We start from the raw sequence: 16,808 nt of genomic DNA, 5'->3' as shown, positions 1-16,808 counted from the left end.
CAGACGGGACCGAAGCCAGTGGCCGCTCTACCGCCGGCCGTCCATGAACGCAGGTGCCTGGTCAGCGGCGTAGCTTGGCAGGCCCCGCAGTTGACGCACGAAGGGGCGGCACCCCCGCACAGGGTGCCGCCCCTCTCTTGCGTGCCGGGGCCGCCGTCCATCGGTCTTGAGGGTCGGGGACGGACGGCGGACCCGGGGTTCACGGGAGGCCGGTGACGGCCTCAGCGGTGGTCGCTGCCCGCCGACTGCGTCGCCGCCCGGCCTGCCTCCAGGCGGGCCACCGGGATGCGGAACGGGGAGCAGGAGACGTAGTCCAGGCCCACCTCGTGGAAGAAGTGGACGGACTCCGGGTCACCGCCGTGCTCGCCGCACACGCCCAGCTTCAGGTCCGGGCGGGTGGCGCGGCCGGCCTTCGCCGCCGCCGCCACCAGGGAGCCGACGCCGTCCCGGTCGATCGTCTCGAAGGGGGAGACGCCGAAGATGCCCTTCTCCAGGTACGCGGTGAAGAAGCTCGCCTCCACGTCGTCCCGGCTGAAGCCCCAGACCGTCTGCGTCAGGTCGTTGGTGCCGAAGGAGAAGAACTCCGCGGCCTCCGCGATCTGGCCCGCCGTCAGGGCGGCCCGCGGGAGCTCGATCATCGTGCCGATCGAGAGCTTGAGGCTGGTGCCCGTCGCCGCTTCCACCTCCGCGATGACCTGGTCGGCCTCCTCGCGGACGATCTCCAGCTCCTGGACCGTGCCCACCAGCGGGATCATGATCTCGGCGCGCGGGTCGCCCTTGGCGTTCTTGCGTTCCGCGGCGGCCTCGGCGATCGCGCGGACCTGCATCGTGAACAGGCCGGGGATCACCAGGCCCAGGCGCACGCCGCGCAGACCCAGCATCGGGTTCTGCTCGTGCAGGCGGTGGACCGCCTGGAGGAGCCGGAGTTCGTTCTCGTGCGGCTCCTGGCGGGACTCGGCGAGTGCCACCCGGACCGAGAGTTCCGTGATGTCCGGGAGGAACTCGTGCAGCGGCGGGTCGAGGAGGCGGACCGTCACCGGGAGGCCGTCCATGGCCGAGAGGAGTTCGACGAAGTCCTTCTTCTGGAGCGGGAGCAGGGCCCCGAGGGCCTCCTCGCGCTCGTCCTCGGTGTCCGCCAGGATCAGGCGTTCCACCAGCTCACGGCGGTCGCCGAGGAACATGTGCTCGGTGCGGCACAGGCCGATGCCCTGGGCGCCGAAGCGGCGGGCCCGCAGCGCGTCCTCGGCGTTGTCGGCGTTGGCGCGCACCCGCAGCCGGCGCTTGCGGTCCGCGAACGCCATGATCCGGTGCACCGCCTCGACGAGTTCGCCGGCGTCCTGGGCGCCCGCGTGCATCCGGCCCTCGAAGTACTCGACGACCGGGGAGGGCACGACCGGGACCTCGCCCAGGTAGACCTTGCCGGAGGAGCCGTCGATGGAGATGACGTCGCCCTCCTCGACCACGTGGCCACCGGGGACCGTCATCCGCCGGCGCTTGGTGTCGACCTCCAGCTCCTCCGCGCCGCACACACACGTCTTGCCCATGCCCCGGGCCACCACGGCCGCGTGGGAGGTCTTGCCGCCCCGGGAGGTCAGGATGCCCTCCGCCGCGATCATGCCGTCGAGGTCGTCGGGGTTGGTCTCGCGGCGGACCAGGATGACCTTCTCACCGGAGCGGGACCACTTGACCGCCGTGTACGAGTCGAAGACCGCCTTGCCGACCGCCGCGCCCGGCGACGCCGCGATGCCCCGGCCGACCGACTGCGCCTTGGCCTGCTCGTCGAAGCGGGGGAACATCAGCTGCGCGAGCTGGGCTCCGTTGACGCGCTGCAGGGCCTCCGTCTCGTCGATCAGGCCCTGGTCGACGAGCTGGGTCGCGATCCGGAAGGCGGCGCCCGCGGTGCGCTTGCCGACGCGCGTCTGGAGCATCCACAGCTGACCGCGCTCGATGGTGAACTCGATGTCGCAGAGGTCCTTGTAGTGGTTCTCCAGCGTCTCCATGATCTGCATCAGCTGGTCGTAGGACTTCTTGTCGATGCTCTCCAGCTCGGCCAGGGGGACCGTGTTGCGGATGCCCGCGACCACGTCCTCGCCCTGGGCGTTCTGGAGGTAGTCGCCGTAGACGCCCTGGTGGCCCGAGGCGGGGTCGCGGGTGAAGGCGACGCCGGTGCCCGAGTCCGGGCCGAGGTTGCCGAAGACCATCGAACAGACGTTGACCGCGGTGCCGAGGTCGCCGGGGATGCGCTCCTGACGGCGGTAGAGCTTGGCACGGTCGGTGTTCCAGGAGTCGAAGACCGCGCGGATCGCGAGGTCCATCTGCTCGCGCGGGTCCTGCGGGAAGTCCCGGCCGGCCTCCGCCTTGACGATCTTCTTGAACTTGGTGACGAGCTTCTTGAGGTCGGCCGCCTCCAGCTCCGTGTCGACGGTGACCTTCTTGGCGTCCTTCGCCGCGTCGAGGGCCTCCTCGAAGAGGTCGCCGTCGACGCCGAGGACCGTCTTGCCGAACATCTGGATGAGGCGGCGGTAGGAGTCCCACGCGAAGCGGTCGTCGCCGGCCTGCTTGGCCAGGCCCTGGACGGACTTGTCGGAGAGGCCGATGTTCAGGACCGTGTCCATCATGCCGGGCATGGAGAACTTCGCGCCGGAACGGACCGAGACCAGGAGCGGGTTGTCGGCCTGGCCGAGCTTCTTGCCCATCCGCTGCTCCAGCGCGTCGAGGTGCGCACTCACCTCGTCACGCAGTGCCACCGGTTCCTCGCCGCTGTCGAGGTAGACCTTGCAGGCTTCCGTCGTGATCGTGAAGCCCGGGGGAACGGGGAGCCCGAGGTTGGTCATCTCGGCGAGGTTCGCGCCCTTGCCACCCAGGAGGTCCTTGAGGTCCTTGTTTCCCTCGGTGAAGTCGTAAACGAACTTCGCTACGTGGGGTTCTTTGTTTTCCGACACGGGTCTCGACTCCCTGAAGGACGCGGTGGCTGCCCTGACGGCGAGGAACATACCCAGATCGAAGGCGCCTGGGTACGTCTACTCGCGTGTCATGCGCCCGTAACCGATCGTCCGCCACCGGATCGAAAGTCAAAGCTTGGCAAGCGAAGACGGTCGTATGTTTTCACTTCTTGAACGCAAGACCACTCAGGGACGCACTATTTCGCTCAGATGAGCGGAGTGACTGCACGTCTGATTTCGATCGATGAACGATCAAGGGGTGGCACCCAGTGCCACCCCTTGGAGAAGTGCAGTCGCTCATGATCCGCTCATCTGAGCGCAACCCTTATCAAGGGTGGCGAGAATCACGCTGCCACAGACGTCGGGATTTCACCATGCGGACACGGAATGGACGCGGAAAGCGGACGGAAACAACCGCGTCACCCGGCCGACGGCAGCCGCGTCATCACCCCGACGCCAGCCGTGCCGCCCTACCGGCGGCAGCCGTGCCGTCCTGCCACCGGCAGCCGAGCCGTCCCACTGGCGGCAGCCGCCTCACATCCCGAGCGCCAGCAACCGTTCCTCGACCCGCTCCGGCGCGTACAGGTGCTCCACGACCAGCGCCCCGGCGCCGATCACCCCGGCCCGGTCCCCCAGCCGTGACATGACGACGTCCAGGTGCGCGGTGGAGCGGGGCAGCGCCCGCTGGTACAGCAGCTCCCGCACGCCGGTGAGGAACGAGGTGCCCGCCAGGTCCCCCGCGATCATCAGCACGCCCGGGTTCAGCAGGGTCACGACCGTCGCCAGCACGTCCCCGACCTGGCGGCCGGCCTCCCTGGCCAGTGCCGCCGCCTGCGGATGACCCGAGGCGAGCAGATCGCGCACATCTGAGCCGGAGGCCGCCGGAACCCCGGCCTCCGCCAGCCGCCGGGCCACCGCGCCGCCGCTCGCGACGGCGGCGAGGCAGCCGTACGAACCGCAGCGGCACTGCACCTCGGCGCCCACCCGGATATGGCCGATGTCCCCGGCACCGCCGTCGACGCCCCGGTAGATCGAGCCGTCGACCACCACCCCGGCGCCGATACCCGTGGAGACCTTCACCAGCACGAACGCCGAGCAGTCCGGGTGTGTGGTGCGCTGTTCGCCGTACGCCATCAGGTTCGCGTCGTTGTCCACCAGGACCGGGACCCCCGGCGGCGCGCCCGTGTGCTCGGTGAACGCCCTGGCCATGCGGCCGCGTATGTCGTAGCCGTCCCAGCCGGGCATGATCGGCGGCTGCACGACCCGGCCGGTCTCGGTGTCGACGGGGCCCGGTACCGCGAGGCCGATCCCGCACACCTCCGTCGCCAGGTGGCCGGCCTTCTCCAGCAACTCGGCGAACCAGCGGCCGAGTTCGGTGAGCACGGCGTCCGGTCCGTCCTGGATGACCAGGGTGCCGGAGTGTTCGGCCAGGATCTCGCCGGTCAGGGAGAGCACGGCGGCCCGGGCATGGCGGGTCTCCAGGTCGGCGGCGAGGACCACGGCGTGCGAGTCGTCGAACTCGAGGGTTATGGAGGGGCGGCCGCCGAGCGGGGAGTCGACCGGGCCGCCGGCGCCCTCGCGCAGCCAGCCGGCGCGGAACAGCCGGTCCAGGCGCAGGCCGACGGTCGCGCGGGAGAGTCCGGTGGCCTGCTGGAGGGCGCCACGCGTCACGGCCCGCCCGCTGCGCACCAGCTCCAGCAGTTCGCCCGAGCTCGCCTGTCCGCCGCCCTTGCCGGTCCTGCCGGGACGTCCGGTCATGCGCACCCCCTTGTGTTTCTCAAGCTTGCATTACATATTGAGTTTTGCGTGTTAAATAGACGTAACCCTACGGTAGCCACTGCCAAACCCGGTCGGCCGGATGTCTTCGGGGAGCCCCGAGTGGATCGCACTGCCCAGCTCACAGCCCATGCGCTCGCTTCCGAGATCGCATACGATCCAGGGTCCACGCGCGCCCCCGGCACCACCGGCCCGGCGTCCCTGCACGTCAGGGCCGCCCGGGTGCTCACCGACAACTGGACCGGCAGTTCGACCGTGCCGTCCCGGAGCCTGTACCCGCACCAGTGGTCCTGGGACTCGGCGTTCGTCGCGATCGGCCTCAGGCACCTGTCGCCGCTGCGCGCGCAGACCGAGCTGGAGACGCTGCTGGCCGCCCAGTGGGCCGACGGGCGTATCCCGCACATCGTGTTCAACCCCTCCGTGCCCCTCGACGCGTACTTCCCGAGCCCCGACTTCTGGCGTTCCTCGACCGCGGGGCGCGCCGCGGGCGCCCCGCGCACCGTACAGACCTCCGGAATCGTGCAGCCACCGGTGCACGCGCTGGCGACCTGGCTGGTGCACCTCGCCGATCCCGGCCTGTCGCGGGCGCGCGGCTTCCTGGCGACCGCCTATCCCCGGCTCGCCGCCTGGCACCGCTATCTGCTGCACCGGCGGGACCTCGGCGGCGGCGGTCTCGCGTCCGTCGTGCACCCCTGGGAACAGGGTATGGACAACAGCCCCTGCTGGGACGCCCCGCTGGCCCGTGTCGCGCCCGCTCCGGCGCGCTCCTTCCACCGCGCCGACCTGGACCACGGCGCCGCCGAGGACCGGCCGACGGATCTGGACTACGGGCGGTACGTGCGGCTGGCGACGGACTACCGGGACGCCGAATACACCGACCGGCAGCGCGAGTTCGCCGTCGAGGACCCGGCGTTCAACGCGCTGCTCATCGCCTCCGAGCACGCCCTCGCGCGGATCGCGCAGGAGTTGGGGGCCACCGGGACGGCACGGCACGCGCGCGCGGAGCGGCTGACGGCGGCGCTGGTGGACCGGCTGTGGGACCCGGAGCGGGAGATCTTCCTCTGCCGGGACCTGCGAGGCGGGCTGATCCCCGAGCGCGGGGTCTCGGGTCTGATCCCGCTGATCCTCCCGGAGTTGCCGCGCGAGATCGCCGCCGCGCTCGTCCGGACGCTGAGCGGCCCGCACTTCGGCACCGGCAGCCATCTGGTCCCCAGCTACGACCTGCTCGGCGCGGCCTTCGACCCGCACCGGTACTGGCGCGGCCCGGCCTGGGCCAACACCGGCTGGCTGCTGGAGCGGGGGCTGCGCGAACACGGCGAGCGGGAGCGGGCGGACGCGCTCGGCGCGGCGGTCGTACGGACGGCCGGCGCGACCGGGTTCGCCGAGTACGTCGACCCGTACACGGGCGAGGCGTGCGGGGCGACCGGGTTCAGCTGGACGGCGGCGCTCGCGCTCGATCTGCACCACCGGCGGCACGCGCCGCACCACGGGCTCCGGAAACGTCAAGATGCGGACAAGAGCTGACAAAACGAGGTGTCTTCCACGGACACCGCACGTTCGACCTGGGGAACAAAGGAGGGGACCGGGGATGACGGACCGGCATCATCTGCTCGTGCACGGCGCGACGTTCGCCGCCGTGGACGACCGCGGAGACATCAGCGGCGTCCGGGGCGGCGGCTCCCCGGACGGGTTATTCGTACGGGACGCCCGGCACCTCAGCCGCTGGCAGCTGACGGTCGACGGGGCACTGCCCGAGGTGCTCACCCCGGTCTCCGGCGGGGACGGCACCCGGTGTGTGCTGGTCCCGCGCGGTGGCCGCCAGGAACCGCCCGCGCACACCCTCTTCCGTGAACAGGCCGTCGGCGACGGCTCGTTCGCCGAGTCCCTGCGGGTCACCAGCAACCGCGCGGTGCCGACCACGATCCGGCTCGCGATCACCGCCGACGCCGACTTCACCGACCAGTTCGAGCTCCGCGCCGACCACCGCACCTACACCAAGTCCGGCGCCGTACGCTCCCGCCAGGTCCTCGACGACGGCGTGGAGTTCGGCTACCGCCGGGGCGAGTGGCGGTCCTGTACGACGATCACCGCCGAACCGGCGCCGGACGGCATCGAGGAGACCGGGACCGGCGCCCGGCGGATGGTGTGGACGCTGGACCTCGCCCCGCACGGCACGACTGAGCTGGTCGTACGGGTCATCGGGCGCCCGCACGGCGACAAGCGGGCCCTGCGCGTGCCCCGCGACCCGGCCGCACTGAACGAACAACTCCTGGCGCTGGAGGGGGAGTTCGCCGAGGGCGTGGCCTTCCCGACCGGCTGGCCCGAGCTGGCGGCGGCCTGCGCCCGCGGCCTCTCCGACCTCGCCGCGCTCCAGGTGCCGGCCACCGGCCCGGACGGCGAGGAACTCAAGGTCCCCGCCGCGGGCGCCCCCTGGTTCCTCACCCTGCTCGGCCGCGACGCCCTGATCACCTCCCTCTTCGCCCTCCCCTACCGACCCCGGCTGGCCGCCGCCACCCTCCCGGCCCTCGCCGCCACCCAGGCCACCGAGGCCGGCGCGCACTCCGTGGCCCAGCCCGGGAAGATCGTCCACGAGGTACGGCACGGGGAGCTGGCGCACTTCGGGCAGGTGCCGTACGGCCGTTACTACGGCTCCGTCGACGCCACCCCGCTCTTCCTGATCCTGCTCGGCGCGTACGTGGAGCGGACCGGGGACACCGGCATGGCCCGGCGCCTGGAACGCAACGCCCGCGCGGCCATCGGCTGGATGCTCGACCACGGCGGACTGACCTCACGCGGCTATCTCGTCTACCGCGCGGACAAGGGCGGGCTCGCCAACCAGAACTGGAAGGACTCCCCCGGCGCGATCTGTTCCGCCGACGGCAGCCGGCCGGTGGGGACCGTGATGGCGGCGGGGGCCCAGGGATACGCGTACGACGCGCTGCGCCGGACGGCGTGGGTGGCGCGGACGGTGTGGGCCGACGAGACCTACGCGGCGCTCCTCGAACAGGCCGCCGCCGATCTGCGGGACCGGTTCCAGCGGGACTTCTGGATGCACAGGGCCGCGTTCCCCGCGCTGGCCCTGGACGGGGAGGGCCGGCAGGTCGACGCGCTCGCCTCGGACGCCGGGCATCTGCTGTGGTCCGGGCTGCTCGACAAGGAGTACGGGGAGGAGGTCGGGCGGCGGTTGCTGGAGCCGGACTTCTTCTCGGGGTGGGGGGTACGGACGCTGGCCGCGGGGCAGGCGGCGTACCACCCGTTGTCGTACCACCGGGGGTCGGTGTGGCCGCACGACAACGCGCTGATCGCGTTGGGACTGGCGCGGTACGGGCTGCACGACGAGGCCCGGGCCGTGGCGCACGGGCTGGTGGACGCGGCGACGGCGGGCGGGCACCGGCTGCCGGAGGTGCTGGCCGGGTACGGGAGGGACACGCATCCGGAGCCGGTGCCGTATCCGCACGCGTGTGTACGGGAGTCCCGGTCGGCGGCGGCGCCGCTGGCGCTGCTGACTGCCGTGGGCGGGGCGTAGGGTCGTGTGTCGGGCGCGACGGGGTGGGCCTTGTCGCGCCCACGCGGCGGAGCCGCGTGTCGGCACAGCCCCGCGCCCTTCGGGGCGTCGGCTTGGGGCAGGGGTTGAGATGCGTTTGCCCGGTGTTTGCCGTCGGCCCTGAACAGGGGGCTTGTGTGAACCGTACGGGAAGATGGCCGGCCAGGACCTCCTCGGCGCTGGCCCGCCGTTTTCCGTTTCACGGGTCTCGCACGGAAGGACCTCCGGGTTGCCTCAGCACACGAGCATTCGCCAGTCATCGGACGCGCCCTCGGGCCCGTCCGAACGCGAGGGCGCACCGGAGGAGTCCGAGGCCCTGACGTCCGAGCGGGAAACGGCTCCCGAGATATCCGAGCCCGCCGCCGAGGCGACCACGGACGCGTTGCCCGGGGAACCCGGGGAGACGGCCGCGGAGACCACCACCCCGGATGCCGAACCCCCGGCTCCCGGGCCGGAACCCGCCGCCGCGCCCGAATCGGAACCGGCGTCCGCCGTCACGGCCGAGCAGTCGGCGCCCGCCACCGAACCCACTGACTCCGAATCCGAGTCCGCCGCGTCCAAGTCCGCCGCCAAGTCCGAGTCCGCCGCGTCCGACTCCGAAGCCGCCGGGTCCAAGTCCGAATCCACCGAGCCCGAGTCCGCCGACCCCGAGCCCGCCGCCGAGTCCGAGTCCGCCGCGTCCGACTCCGAAGCCGCCGGGTCCGGGTCCGCTGCCGGCCCCGAAATCGACGCCGCGGCCGTCGGCGGCGGCGAGCGGGAGGCCGACGGTGTCCCTGTTCCGGACGGTCCGGACGGTCCGGACGGTCCGGGTGCCCCGGACGTCAGCGATACCCCCGTGCCCACCCCCGTCGGCCCCCGCCGTCGCGGCTGGGCCTCCTGGAGTGGGCGGGTCCGGGCGCGGCGGGAGGCCTGGCGGGAGGCTCATCCCGGCGCCGCCTCCGCACTGTCCATCGGCGTCAGCGTGCTGTGCGCCGCGCTGGTGATCGCCGCGCTGGTGATGCCGAACACCGTCGTCGGGATCGGGCCGGCGAAGTTCCTGCGGATACCGTCCGAGGGGATCATCGCGGCCGCCGTCGCGCTGGCGCTGCCCCGGCGGCCCCGTACCGTACTGGCCGCGGTGTTCGGCGTCGTGCTCGGTGCGCTGACCCTGATCAACTTCCTCGACATGGGGTTCAACGAATACCTCGGCCGGAGCTTCAACACCATCCTGGACTGGAGCCTGCTCGGCGACGCGGAGTCGTACCTGGAGGACACCCTGGGCAGGACGGCCACCGTCGCCGTCAGCGTCGGTGCCGTCGTCCTCGTGCTGCTGCTGTTCGTGCTGCTCGCCCTGGCGACGGTACGGCTGAGCAATCTGCTGGCCCGGCATCCGGGGCGGGCCACCCGCGGCACACTGATCGCGGGCGTCGTCTGGATCACCTGCTCCTCCTTCGGCCTCCAGATCACCGGCGGTGTACCGCTGGCCTCCGACCGCACCGCAGGCGCGCTGGAGGTCAAGGCCCGCCAGGTGCGGGACACCCTGCACGACGAGGCGGAGTTCCGGAAGGTCGCCAAGGTGGACGCCTTCGGGAACACCCCGGCCAACCAGCTGGTGCCGGACCTGCGCGGCAAGGACATGATCTTCACGTTCATCGAGAGCTACGGCCGCAGCGCCATCGAGGACCCGATCATGGCGCCCGATGTCGACAAGACGCTCGACGCCCAGACCAAGGCACTCGCCAAGGCCGGTTACGCCGCGAAGAGCGGGTGGCTGACGTCGGCGACCTACGGCGGCAGCAGCTGGCTCGGGCACTCCACGACCATGTCGGGGCTGTGGGTGAGCAACCAGCAGCGCTACCGGACCGTCATGGCCAGCGACCACCTCAGCATCACCAAGGCCTTCCAGAAGACCGGTGACTTCGACACGGTCGGCGTGATGCCGGGCATCCAGAAGGGCTGGCCGGAGCAGAGCTACTACGGTCTGGACAAGGTCTACAACGCCTTCCAGCTCGGGTACAAGGGGCCCAAGTTCAGCTGGTCGACGATGCCCGACCAGTACGCGCTCCAGCAGTTCCAGGACCGGGTGCACAGCAAGCAGCCGGCCGACGGCAAGTCACGGATGTCGCTCCTGATCCTGACCTCCAGCCACCAGCCGTGGGCGCCGATCCCGAAGATGGTGCCGTGGGACCAGCTGGGCGACGGTTCGGTCTTCGACGCCATCCAGAAGGCCGGCAACAAGGCGTCGGACGTCATCGCCGACACCACCAAGTCCCGCCAGGAGTACGGCAAGTCGATCCAGTACTCGGTGACCGCGCTCACCCAGTGGCTGGAGCGCTACGGCAACGACGACACGGTGCTCGTCTTCCTCGGCGACCACCAGCCGATCGCCCGGGTCAGCGGCAACCACGCCAGTCGTGACGTGCCGATCTCGATAGTCGCCAAGGACCCGAAGGTGCTGGACGCGATCAACTCCTGGAACTGGACCGACGGTCTGCGCCCGGCGCACAACGCCCCGGTGTGGAAGATGAGCTCCTTCCGCGACAGGTTCCTGACGGCCTACGGCTCCACGCCGCACCCGAAGACGAACTGACGCCCGGCTCCTCCATCGCCGCGTCGAGGACCGCCTGGGCGGCCTCCGCGGCGGTGGCGGGACCTTCGCCCCGTACCGCACCGTCCCCATGGCGGGGTGTCGAAGAACCCCGGGCCCCTGTCGAGGCCGCCTCCCGCCGAGGCCGCCTCCCGCCGAAGCCGCCTCCCGCCGAAGCCGCCTCCCGCCGAGGCCGCCCTCGGTCTCAGCCGCCGGAGGTGTCCAGCTCCGCGTCCTCGCCGATGCCCGCGCAGTCGTAGGGGTCCTTCAGCCAGCCGTCCGGCAGCACCACCCGGTTGTTGCCGGACGTGCGGCCGCGGGGGCCGTCGGCGCCCGTGGGCCAGGGCTGGTCGAGGTCCAGTTCGTCCAGGCCCGCGCGGAGTTCGGCCAGCGAGGAGGTGATGGCGAGGCGCTTGCGCATCTCGCTGCCGACCGCGAAGCCCTTGAGGTACCAGGCGACGTGCTTGCGGAAGTCGACGACTCCCTTGGACTCGTCGCCGAGCCACTCGCCGAGCAGTGTGGCGTGCCGGACCATGACGTCGGCGACCTGACGCAGGGAGGGACGCGCGATGTCGTCGTGACGGCCCTCGAACGCGGCGACCAGGTCCGCGAACAGCCACGGCCGGCCCAGGCAGCCGCGTCCGACGACCACTCCGTCGCAGCCCGTCTCCCGGACCATCCTGAGCGCGTCCTCGGCCGACCAGATGTCGCCGTTGCCGAGGACCGGGATCTCCGGGACGTGCTCCTTGAGGCGGGCGATGGCCTCCCAGTCGGCGGTGCCGCCGTAGTGCTGGGCGGCGGTGCGGCCGTGCAGCGCGATCGAGGTGACGCCCTCCTCGACCGCGATCCGGCCGGCGTCGAGGAAGGTGATGTGGTCGTCGTCGATGCCCTTGCGCATCTTCATGGTGACCGGGAGGTCGCCGGCGCCGCTGACCGCCTCGCGCAGGATCGCGCGGAGCAGGTGGCGCTTGTAGGGGAGGGCCGAGCCGCCGCCCTTGCGGGTGACCTTCGGGACCGGGCAGCCGAAGTTCAGGTCGATGTGGTCGGCCAGACCCTCCTCCGCGATCATGCGGACCGCCTTGCCGACGGTGGCCGGGTCGACGCCGTACAGCTGGATCGAGCGCGGCTTCTCGGTCGCGTCGAAGCGGATCAGCTGCATGGTCTTCTCGTTGCGCTCGACCAGCGCCCGGGTCGTGATCATCTCGCTGACGAACAGCCCCTTGCCCCCACTGAACTCTCTGCACAGGGTCCGGAAGGGCGCGTTGGTGATCCCCGCCATGGGGGCCAGGACGACCGGCGGCCGGACGGTGTGCGGGCCGATCTGGAGCGGGGTCGTGGGCTCGGGCATTCCCCCATTGTCGCGTACGACGCGCGATGCTCGGCCGGCCTGTGGACAGCCGCCGCTCCCGCACCCTCCGTCATGATCGTGTAACACTCATTAGTTAGACGCACTATCGACATGGGCGTACGATGGAACGCATGCCCGAGCTGAGCCCCCGCCGACGCATGCTCGTGCTCGCGATCTGCTGCATGAGCCTGCTGATCGTGAGCCTCGACACGACCGCCCTCAATGTCGGCCTGCCGTCCATGCAGCGTGAACTGCACGCCTCGACGGCCGGTCTGCAATGGACCATCGACGCCTACACGCTGGTCCTGGCCTCGCTGCTGATGCTCGCGGGGTCGACCGGCGACCGGGTCGGCCGCAAGAAGGTCTTCATGACGGGCCTGGTCGTCTTCTCGCTGGGCTCGCTGCTCTGCTCACTGGCGCCGAACCTCGAATCACTGATCGCGTTCCGCATGCTCCAGGCGGTGGGCGGCTCGATGCTCAACCCGGTGGCCATGTCGATCATCACCAACACCTTCACCGACCCGCGTGAGCGGGCCCGGGCGATCGGTGTGTGGGGTGCGGTGGTCGGCATATCCATGGCCGCCGGACCGCTGGTCGGCGGCCTGTTGGTGGAGTCGGTCGGCTGGCGCGCGATCTTCTGGGTCAACCTCCCGGTCGGCCTCGCCGCGCTGCTGCTGACGCTGCGTTTCGTGCCGGAGTCCCGGGCGCCGAAGGCCCGCCGGCCCGACCCGGTCGGCCAGGTGCTGGTCATCGCGCTGTTCGGCGCGCTGACATACGCGATCATCGAGGCGCCGACCGCGAGCGCGGCCACCGTGGTGCCCTTCGCGGTGGTGGCCGTCGCCGCCCTGGCCGGCCTGCTCTGGTACGAGCCGAGGCGCACCGAACCCCTCATCGACCTGCGGTTCTTCCGTTCGGCGCCGTTCAGCGGGGCCACGGTGATCGCGATCAGCGCGTTCGCGTCGCTGGGCGGCTTCCTGTTCCTGTCCACCCTGTACCTGCAGAACGTGCGCGGACTGGACGCCCTGCACGCCGGCCTGTGGATGCTGCCGATGGCCGTCCCGATGTTCCTGTGCGCCCCGCTCGCCGGCCGCCTGGTCGGCAGCCGGGGTCCACGGCTGCCGCTGGTGATCGCCGGGGTCGCGATGACCGCGAGCGCGGTGCTGTTCGCGGCCTTCGAGGCGGAGACCTCCGACACCACCCTCTTCCTCGGCTATGTCCTGTTCGGCATCGGCTTCGGCTTCGTGAACGCGCCGATCACCAACACGGCGGTCTCCGGCATGCCGAGGTCCCAGGCGGGTGTGGCCGCCGCGGTCGCCTCCACCAGCAGGCAGCTGGGCCAGACCCTGGGCGTGGCGGTCATCGGCGCGGTCCTCGCGTCGGGCATCGGCTCGTCGTCGTACCGCCAGACCTTCGTGACCGCCGCCCGCCCCGGCTGGTGGATCCTCGCCGCCTGCGGCCTCGCGGTCCTCACCATCGGCGCCCTGACGAACGGCCGCTGGGCCCGGGCGACGGCCGAGCGCGCGGCGCAGCGCCTGGAGTCGGCGGAGATACGCCAGGTCGTGGGGGCCGGCGAGCGGGTGTGACCCCCGCCCCCCGCCCCCGGCCGGTGTCGGCAGGACGGCGGCGGTCAGCAGGAGCCGAGCATCCGCTGGTGGCGGGTCCGTATCGCCTGCCCCAGGGTGCCCAGGGCCAGGGACTGCAGTAACGCCGAGATGACGAGCACGGCGGCGAAGGACCAGGGCGGCAGCTCCGCCGTACCCGATGCCGTCCGGCCCAGTGCCGCGACGAGCGGGAACGCGGGGAAGGTGACCAGCGGCGGCCAGAGCCAGGCGAAGTCCTGGGCAGGGCCGTCGGCGGCGGCGAGGGAGTCTGCCGCGGCCTTGGCGACGACGACCGCGACCACGGCGAGATAGGCCACCGAGACACGGTTGGCGAGCGTCAGTCGGACAAGGGTGCGCGCAGGGCCGGATGTCATCGGTCGTCCCCCCGGGGCCGGTTGTCGGTTCCTCTTCCTCCCTGCATGGTCTGCCGACGGCGGCGCGCTGTCCTGAGTACCCGTACTCAGCCCTGCTCCTGCCCGGCGGAGACGGCCAGCGCGTACAGCTTCTCCAGCCGCTCCCGGGACTCGTCGTCCGTCGGGGTGTAGGTCACCAGGCGGGCCCCGGTCTCGCGGGTCAGCCACAGATCCGTGTGGCACAGGGAGAGGAAACCGACGTACGGGTTGAGGAACTGCTTGGTCCGGGTGCGCAGGTCCATCACCTCGTAGCGCTCCCAGTTCGCACGGAACTCCGGGGACTCCGCGGTCAGCCGCTTGACCAGCATCTTCCAGGCGGGCTCACCGAGATGACCGGCCATCGAGGCGCGGAGTTTCGCCGCCATCAGACGGCGGGTCTCCTCCAGGTGCACGATCGAACGGCGCCACTCGGGGTTGGTGTAGACGAGGATCATGCAGTTGCGGTCCTCGGGCGGAACCGCCTCCAGGTCGCCCATCAGGCGGGCGTAGGTGCGGTTGTAGGCGAGGATGTCGTAACGGCTGTTCTGGATGCAGGCCGGGAGAGGTTCCAGGGCGCGCAGCATCTGGTCCAGCGCCGGGGTGACGCCCGTGCAGCTCGCGGCCGGGGTCGGGTCGACGGCACCGGCCAGCTGGAAGAGGTGGGCGCGCTCGCTGCCGTCGAGCAGCAGGGCGCGCGCGAGGGCGTCCAGGACCTGCACGGAGACCTGGATGTCCCGAGCCTGTTCCAACCAGGTGTACCAGGTGACGCCGACCGCGGAGAGGTGCGCGACCTCCTCGCGGCGCAGACCGGGCGTGCGGCGGCGGACGCCGTGCGGCAGGCCGACCTGCTCCGGGGTGATCCGCTCGCGTCGGCTGCGCAGGAACACGGCCAGTTCGCTGCGCCGGATACCGACGGCGCTGCGGGCCGCCGGAGCCGGCGCGGTCGCCGTCGCCGCCCTCGCCGTCGCCGTCGCCCTCGCCGTCGTCGTACGAACCGTCTCATGGGCCGAGGTCGTCATGGCTCCAGCCTGCCGCTCCGCGGATCCTGTTGCCAGGTACTTCTGCTACCAGGATGAGGAGACTCTGGTACCCGTCTGAACGCCGGAGCAGGCTCGGGACCATGACCGAAACCGTCACCACTCCGGCCGTGAGGTCCCCGTCCGCCCGGGCAGCGCTCGGCGGGCCCGGACTGTTCACCGTCCTGCTGGCCGCGGCCCTGCCCCTCGTCGACTTCTTCATCGTCAACGTCGCCCTGCCCACCATCGGAACCGACCTGCACGCGAGCGAGACGGTCCTGGAACTCGTCGTCGCCGGGTACGGCGTCGCCTACGCCGTGCTGCTGGTGCTCGGCGGCCGGCTCGGCGACCTGTTCGGGCGCCGCCGCCTCTTCCTCGCCGGCATGGCCGCCTTCGGGCTGACCTCGCTGGCCTGCGGACTGGCGCCCGGCGCCTGGTCGCTGGTGGCCGCACGGGTCGCCCAGGGCGCCGCGGCCGCCGCGATGCTCCCGCAGGTCCTCGCCACCATCCAGGCCGCCACCAGCGGCGGCCGCCGCGCCAAGGCCATGAGCCTGTACGGCGCCACCGCCGGCCTCTCCATGGTCGCCGGACAGATACTCGGCGGGGTGCTGGTCGCCGCGGACATCGCCGGCACCGGCTGGCGCTCCGTGTTCCTCGTCAACGTGCCGGTCGTGCTCGTCGGGCTGGTGCTGGGTGCGCGGTTCGTGCCGGAGACGCGGTCGCAGCGGCCCGAACCCGTCGACGGACCCGGCACCGTACTGCTCGCCCTCTCCCTGCTCACCCTGCTCGCCCCGCTCACCGAGGGCCGGGCGGCGGGCTGGCCGCTGTGGACCTGGCTGTCGCTGGCCGCGTTCCCCGGGGTGGCCGCCGCCTTCTACGCCGTGGAGCGCCGCGCCGACCGGGCCGGCCGTACCCCCCTGGTCCCGCCGAGCCTGTTCGCGCTCGCCTCGCTGCGCCGGGGGCTGGTGCTGATGGTGCCGTTCTCCATCGGCTTCAGCGGGTTCATGTTCGTGATCGCCGTGGCGCTGCAGAGCGGGGAGCGGATGGACCCGGTCCCGGCGGGGCTGGCGCTCGCGCCGATGGCCGTCGTCTTCCTGTTCGTGTCACTGGCCGGGCCGCGGCTGATCGCGCGGTACGGCAGCCGGGTGGTGACGGCCGGCTCGGTGATCCAGGGGATCGGCATCGCCCTCATCACGCTCGCCGCCTGGCGGGACTGGCCGCACCTGGACTTCACCGGGCTGCTCCCCGGGGTCGCGGTCGCCGGCGCCGGTCAGGCCCTCCAACTCCCCAACGTGCTGCGGCTGGTCATGTCGGAGGTGCCGCCCGCGCGGGCCGGCGTCGGCAGCGGGGTGATGGTCACCACCCAGCAGTCCGCCCTGGCCCTGGGCGTGGCCACACTGGGCACCCTCTTCCTCTCCCTGGTCCCGCACCAGGGCGCCCGGGACGCCCTGGTGGTCACCCTGCTGGTGCAACTGGGCCTGGTGGTGGTGACCGGCCTCCTCAGCCTGCGACTGCCCCGCACGGTGCGCTGACCGCGCCTCGGCCGTCGCCGCGCCGGACGCAGGCGCCGTGAGGCCCGCCGTTCGGCTGCGGCGCCGTCGTGGCCGGTCACGCAGTTCCCCG

Annotated in this window: 10 protein-coding genes; 5 read left to right on the top strand and 5 right to left on the bottom strand. The window is 71.8% G+C overall.

Annotated elements, in window-relative coordinates:
- Positions 1-221: 221 nt before the first annotated feature.
- Together ppdK and ABZ642_RS17885 are read right to left on the bottom strand one after the other, a co-directional pair.
- Positions 222-2,942 (bottom strand): pyruvate, phosphate dikinase, encoded by a 2,721-nt coding sequence (ppdK, locus tag ABZ642_RS17890; RefSeq protein WP_360484220.1) that lies wholly within the window; start codon positions 2,940-2,942, stop codon positions 222-224.
- Between the two features lie 534 nt (positions 2,943-3,476).
- The gene (locus ABZ642_RS17885; RefSeq protein ID WP_360484217.1) at positions 3,477-4,700 is read right to left on the bottom strand and encodes an ROK family protein; all 1,224 of its coding nucleotides are present in this window, start codon (positions 4,698-4,700) and stop codon (positions 3,477-3,479) included.
- A gap of 120 nt (positions 4,701-4,820) precedes the next feature.
- On the opposite strand from ABZ642_RS17885, the gene ABZ642_RS17880 reads away from it, so the two are divergent.
- From ABZ642_RS17880 to ABZ642_RS17870, 3 genes are all read left to right on the top strand, one after another.
- Complete coding sequence (locus ABZ642_RS17880; RefSeq protein ID WP_360484214.1) at positions 4,821-6,242, top strand: hypothetical protein; 1,422 nt, start codon at positions 4,821-4,823, stop codon at positions 6,240-6,242.
- Between the two features lie 64 nt (positions 6,243-6,306).
- Positions 6,307-8,244, top strand: a complete 1,938-nt coding sequence (locus ABZ642_RS17875; RefSeq protein ID WP_360484212.1) for a glycogen debranching N-terminal domain-containing protein — start codon at positions 6,307-6,309, stop codon at positions 8,242-8,244.
- A gap of 1,015 nt (positions 8,245-9,259) precedes the next feature.
- Positions 9,260-10,831, top strand: a complete 1,572-nt coding sequence (locus ABZ642_RS17870) for a sulfatase-like hydrolase/transferase (protein WP_360484385.1) — start codon at positions 9,260-9,262, stop codon at positions 10,829-10,831.
- Positions 10,832-11,033: 202 nt separating this feature from the next.
- Here the strand turns inward: ABZ642_RS17870 and dusB are convergent, their stop codons facing one another.
- Complete coding sequence (gene dusB / locus ABZ642_RS17865) at positions 11,034-12,176, bottom strand: tRNA dihydrouridine synthase DusB (protein WP_360484209.1); 1,143 nt, start codon at positions 12,174-12,176, stop codon at positions 11,034-11,036.
- A 131-nt stretch (positions 12,177-12,307) separates the two neighbouring features.
- On the opposite strand from dusB, the gene ABZ642_RS17860 reads away from it, so the two are divergent.
- Positions 12,308-13,759, top strand: a complete 1,452-nt coding sequence (locus tag ABZ642_RS17860; RefSeq protein ID WP_360484206.1) for an MFS transporter — start codon at positions 12,308-12,310, stop codon at positions 13,757-13,759.
- A 44-nt stretch (positions 13,760-13,803) separates the two neighbouring features.
- On the opposite strand, the gene ABZ642_RS17855 is transcribed toward ABZ642_RS17860, so the two are convergent.
- Together ABZ642_RS17855 and ABZ642_RS17850 are read right to left on the bottom strand one after the other, a co-directional pair.
- Positions 13,804-14,151, bottom strand: a complete 348-nt coding sequence (locus ABZ642_RS17855; protein WP_360484203.1) for a hypothetical protein — start codon at positions 14,149-14,151, stop codon at positions 13,804-13,806.
- Positions 14,152-14,237: 86 nt separating this feature from the next.
- Positions 14,238-15,188: a helix-turn-helix transcriptional regulator gene (locus ABZ642_RS17850; RefSeq protein WP_360484200.1), complete on the bottom strand. Its 951-nt coding sequence runs from the start codon at positions 15,186-15,188 to the stop codon at positions 14,238-14,240.
- A 101-nt stretch (positions 15,189-15,289) separates the two neighbouring features.
- Here ABZ642_RS17850 and ABZ642_RS17845 point away from each other — a divergent pair, with 101 nt between their 5' ends.
- Positions 15,290-16,717: an MFS transporter gene (locus ABZ642_RS17845; protein WP_360484197.1), complete on the top strand. Its 1,428-nt coding sequence runs from the start codon at positions 15,290-15,292 to the stop codon at positions 16,715-16,717.
- Positions 16,718-16,808 lie beyond the last annotated feature (91 nt).

Origin of the sequence: Streptomyces sp. NPDC007157, from assembly GCF_040634235.1 — a bacterium.
GTDB lineage: Bacteria > Actinomycetota > Actinomycetes > Streptomycetales > Streptomycetaceae > Streptomyces.
The sequence above is the reverse complement of the archived record's forward strand: the minus strand, read 5'-3'. Positions and strand labels throughout refer to the sequence as shown.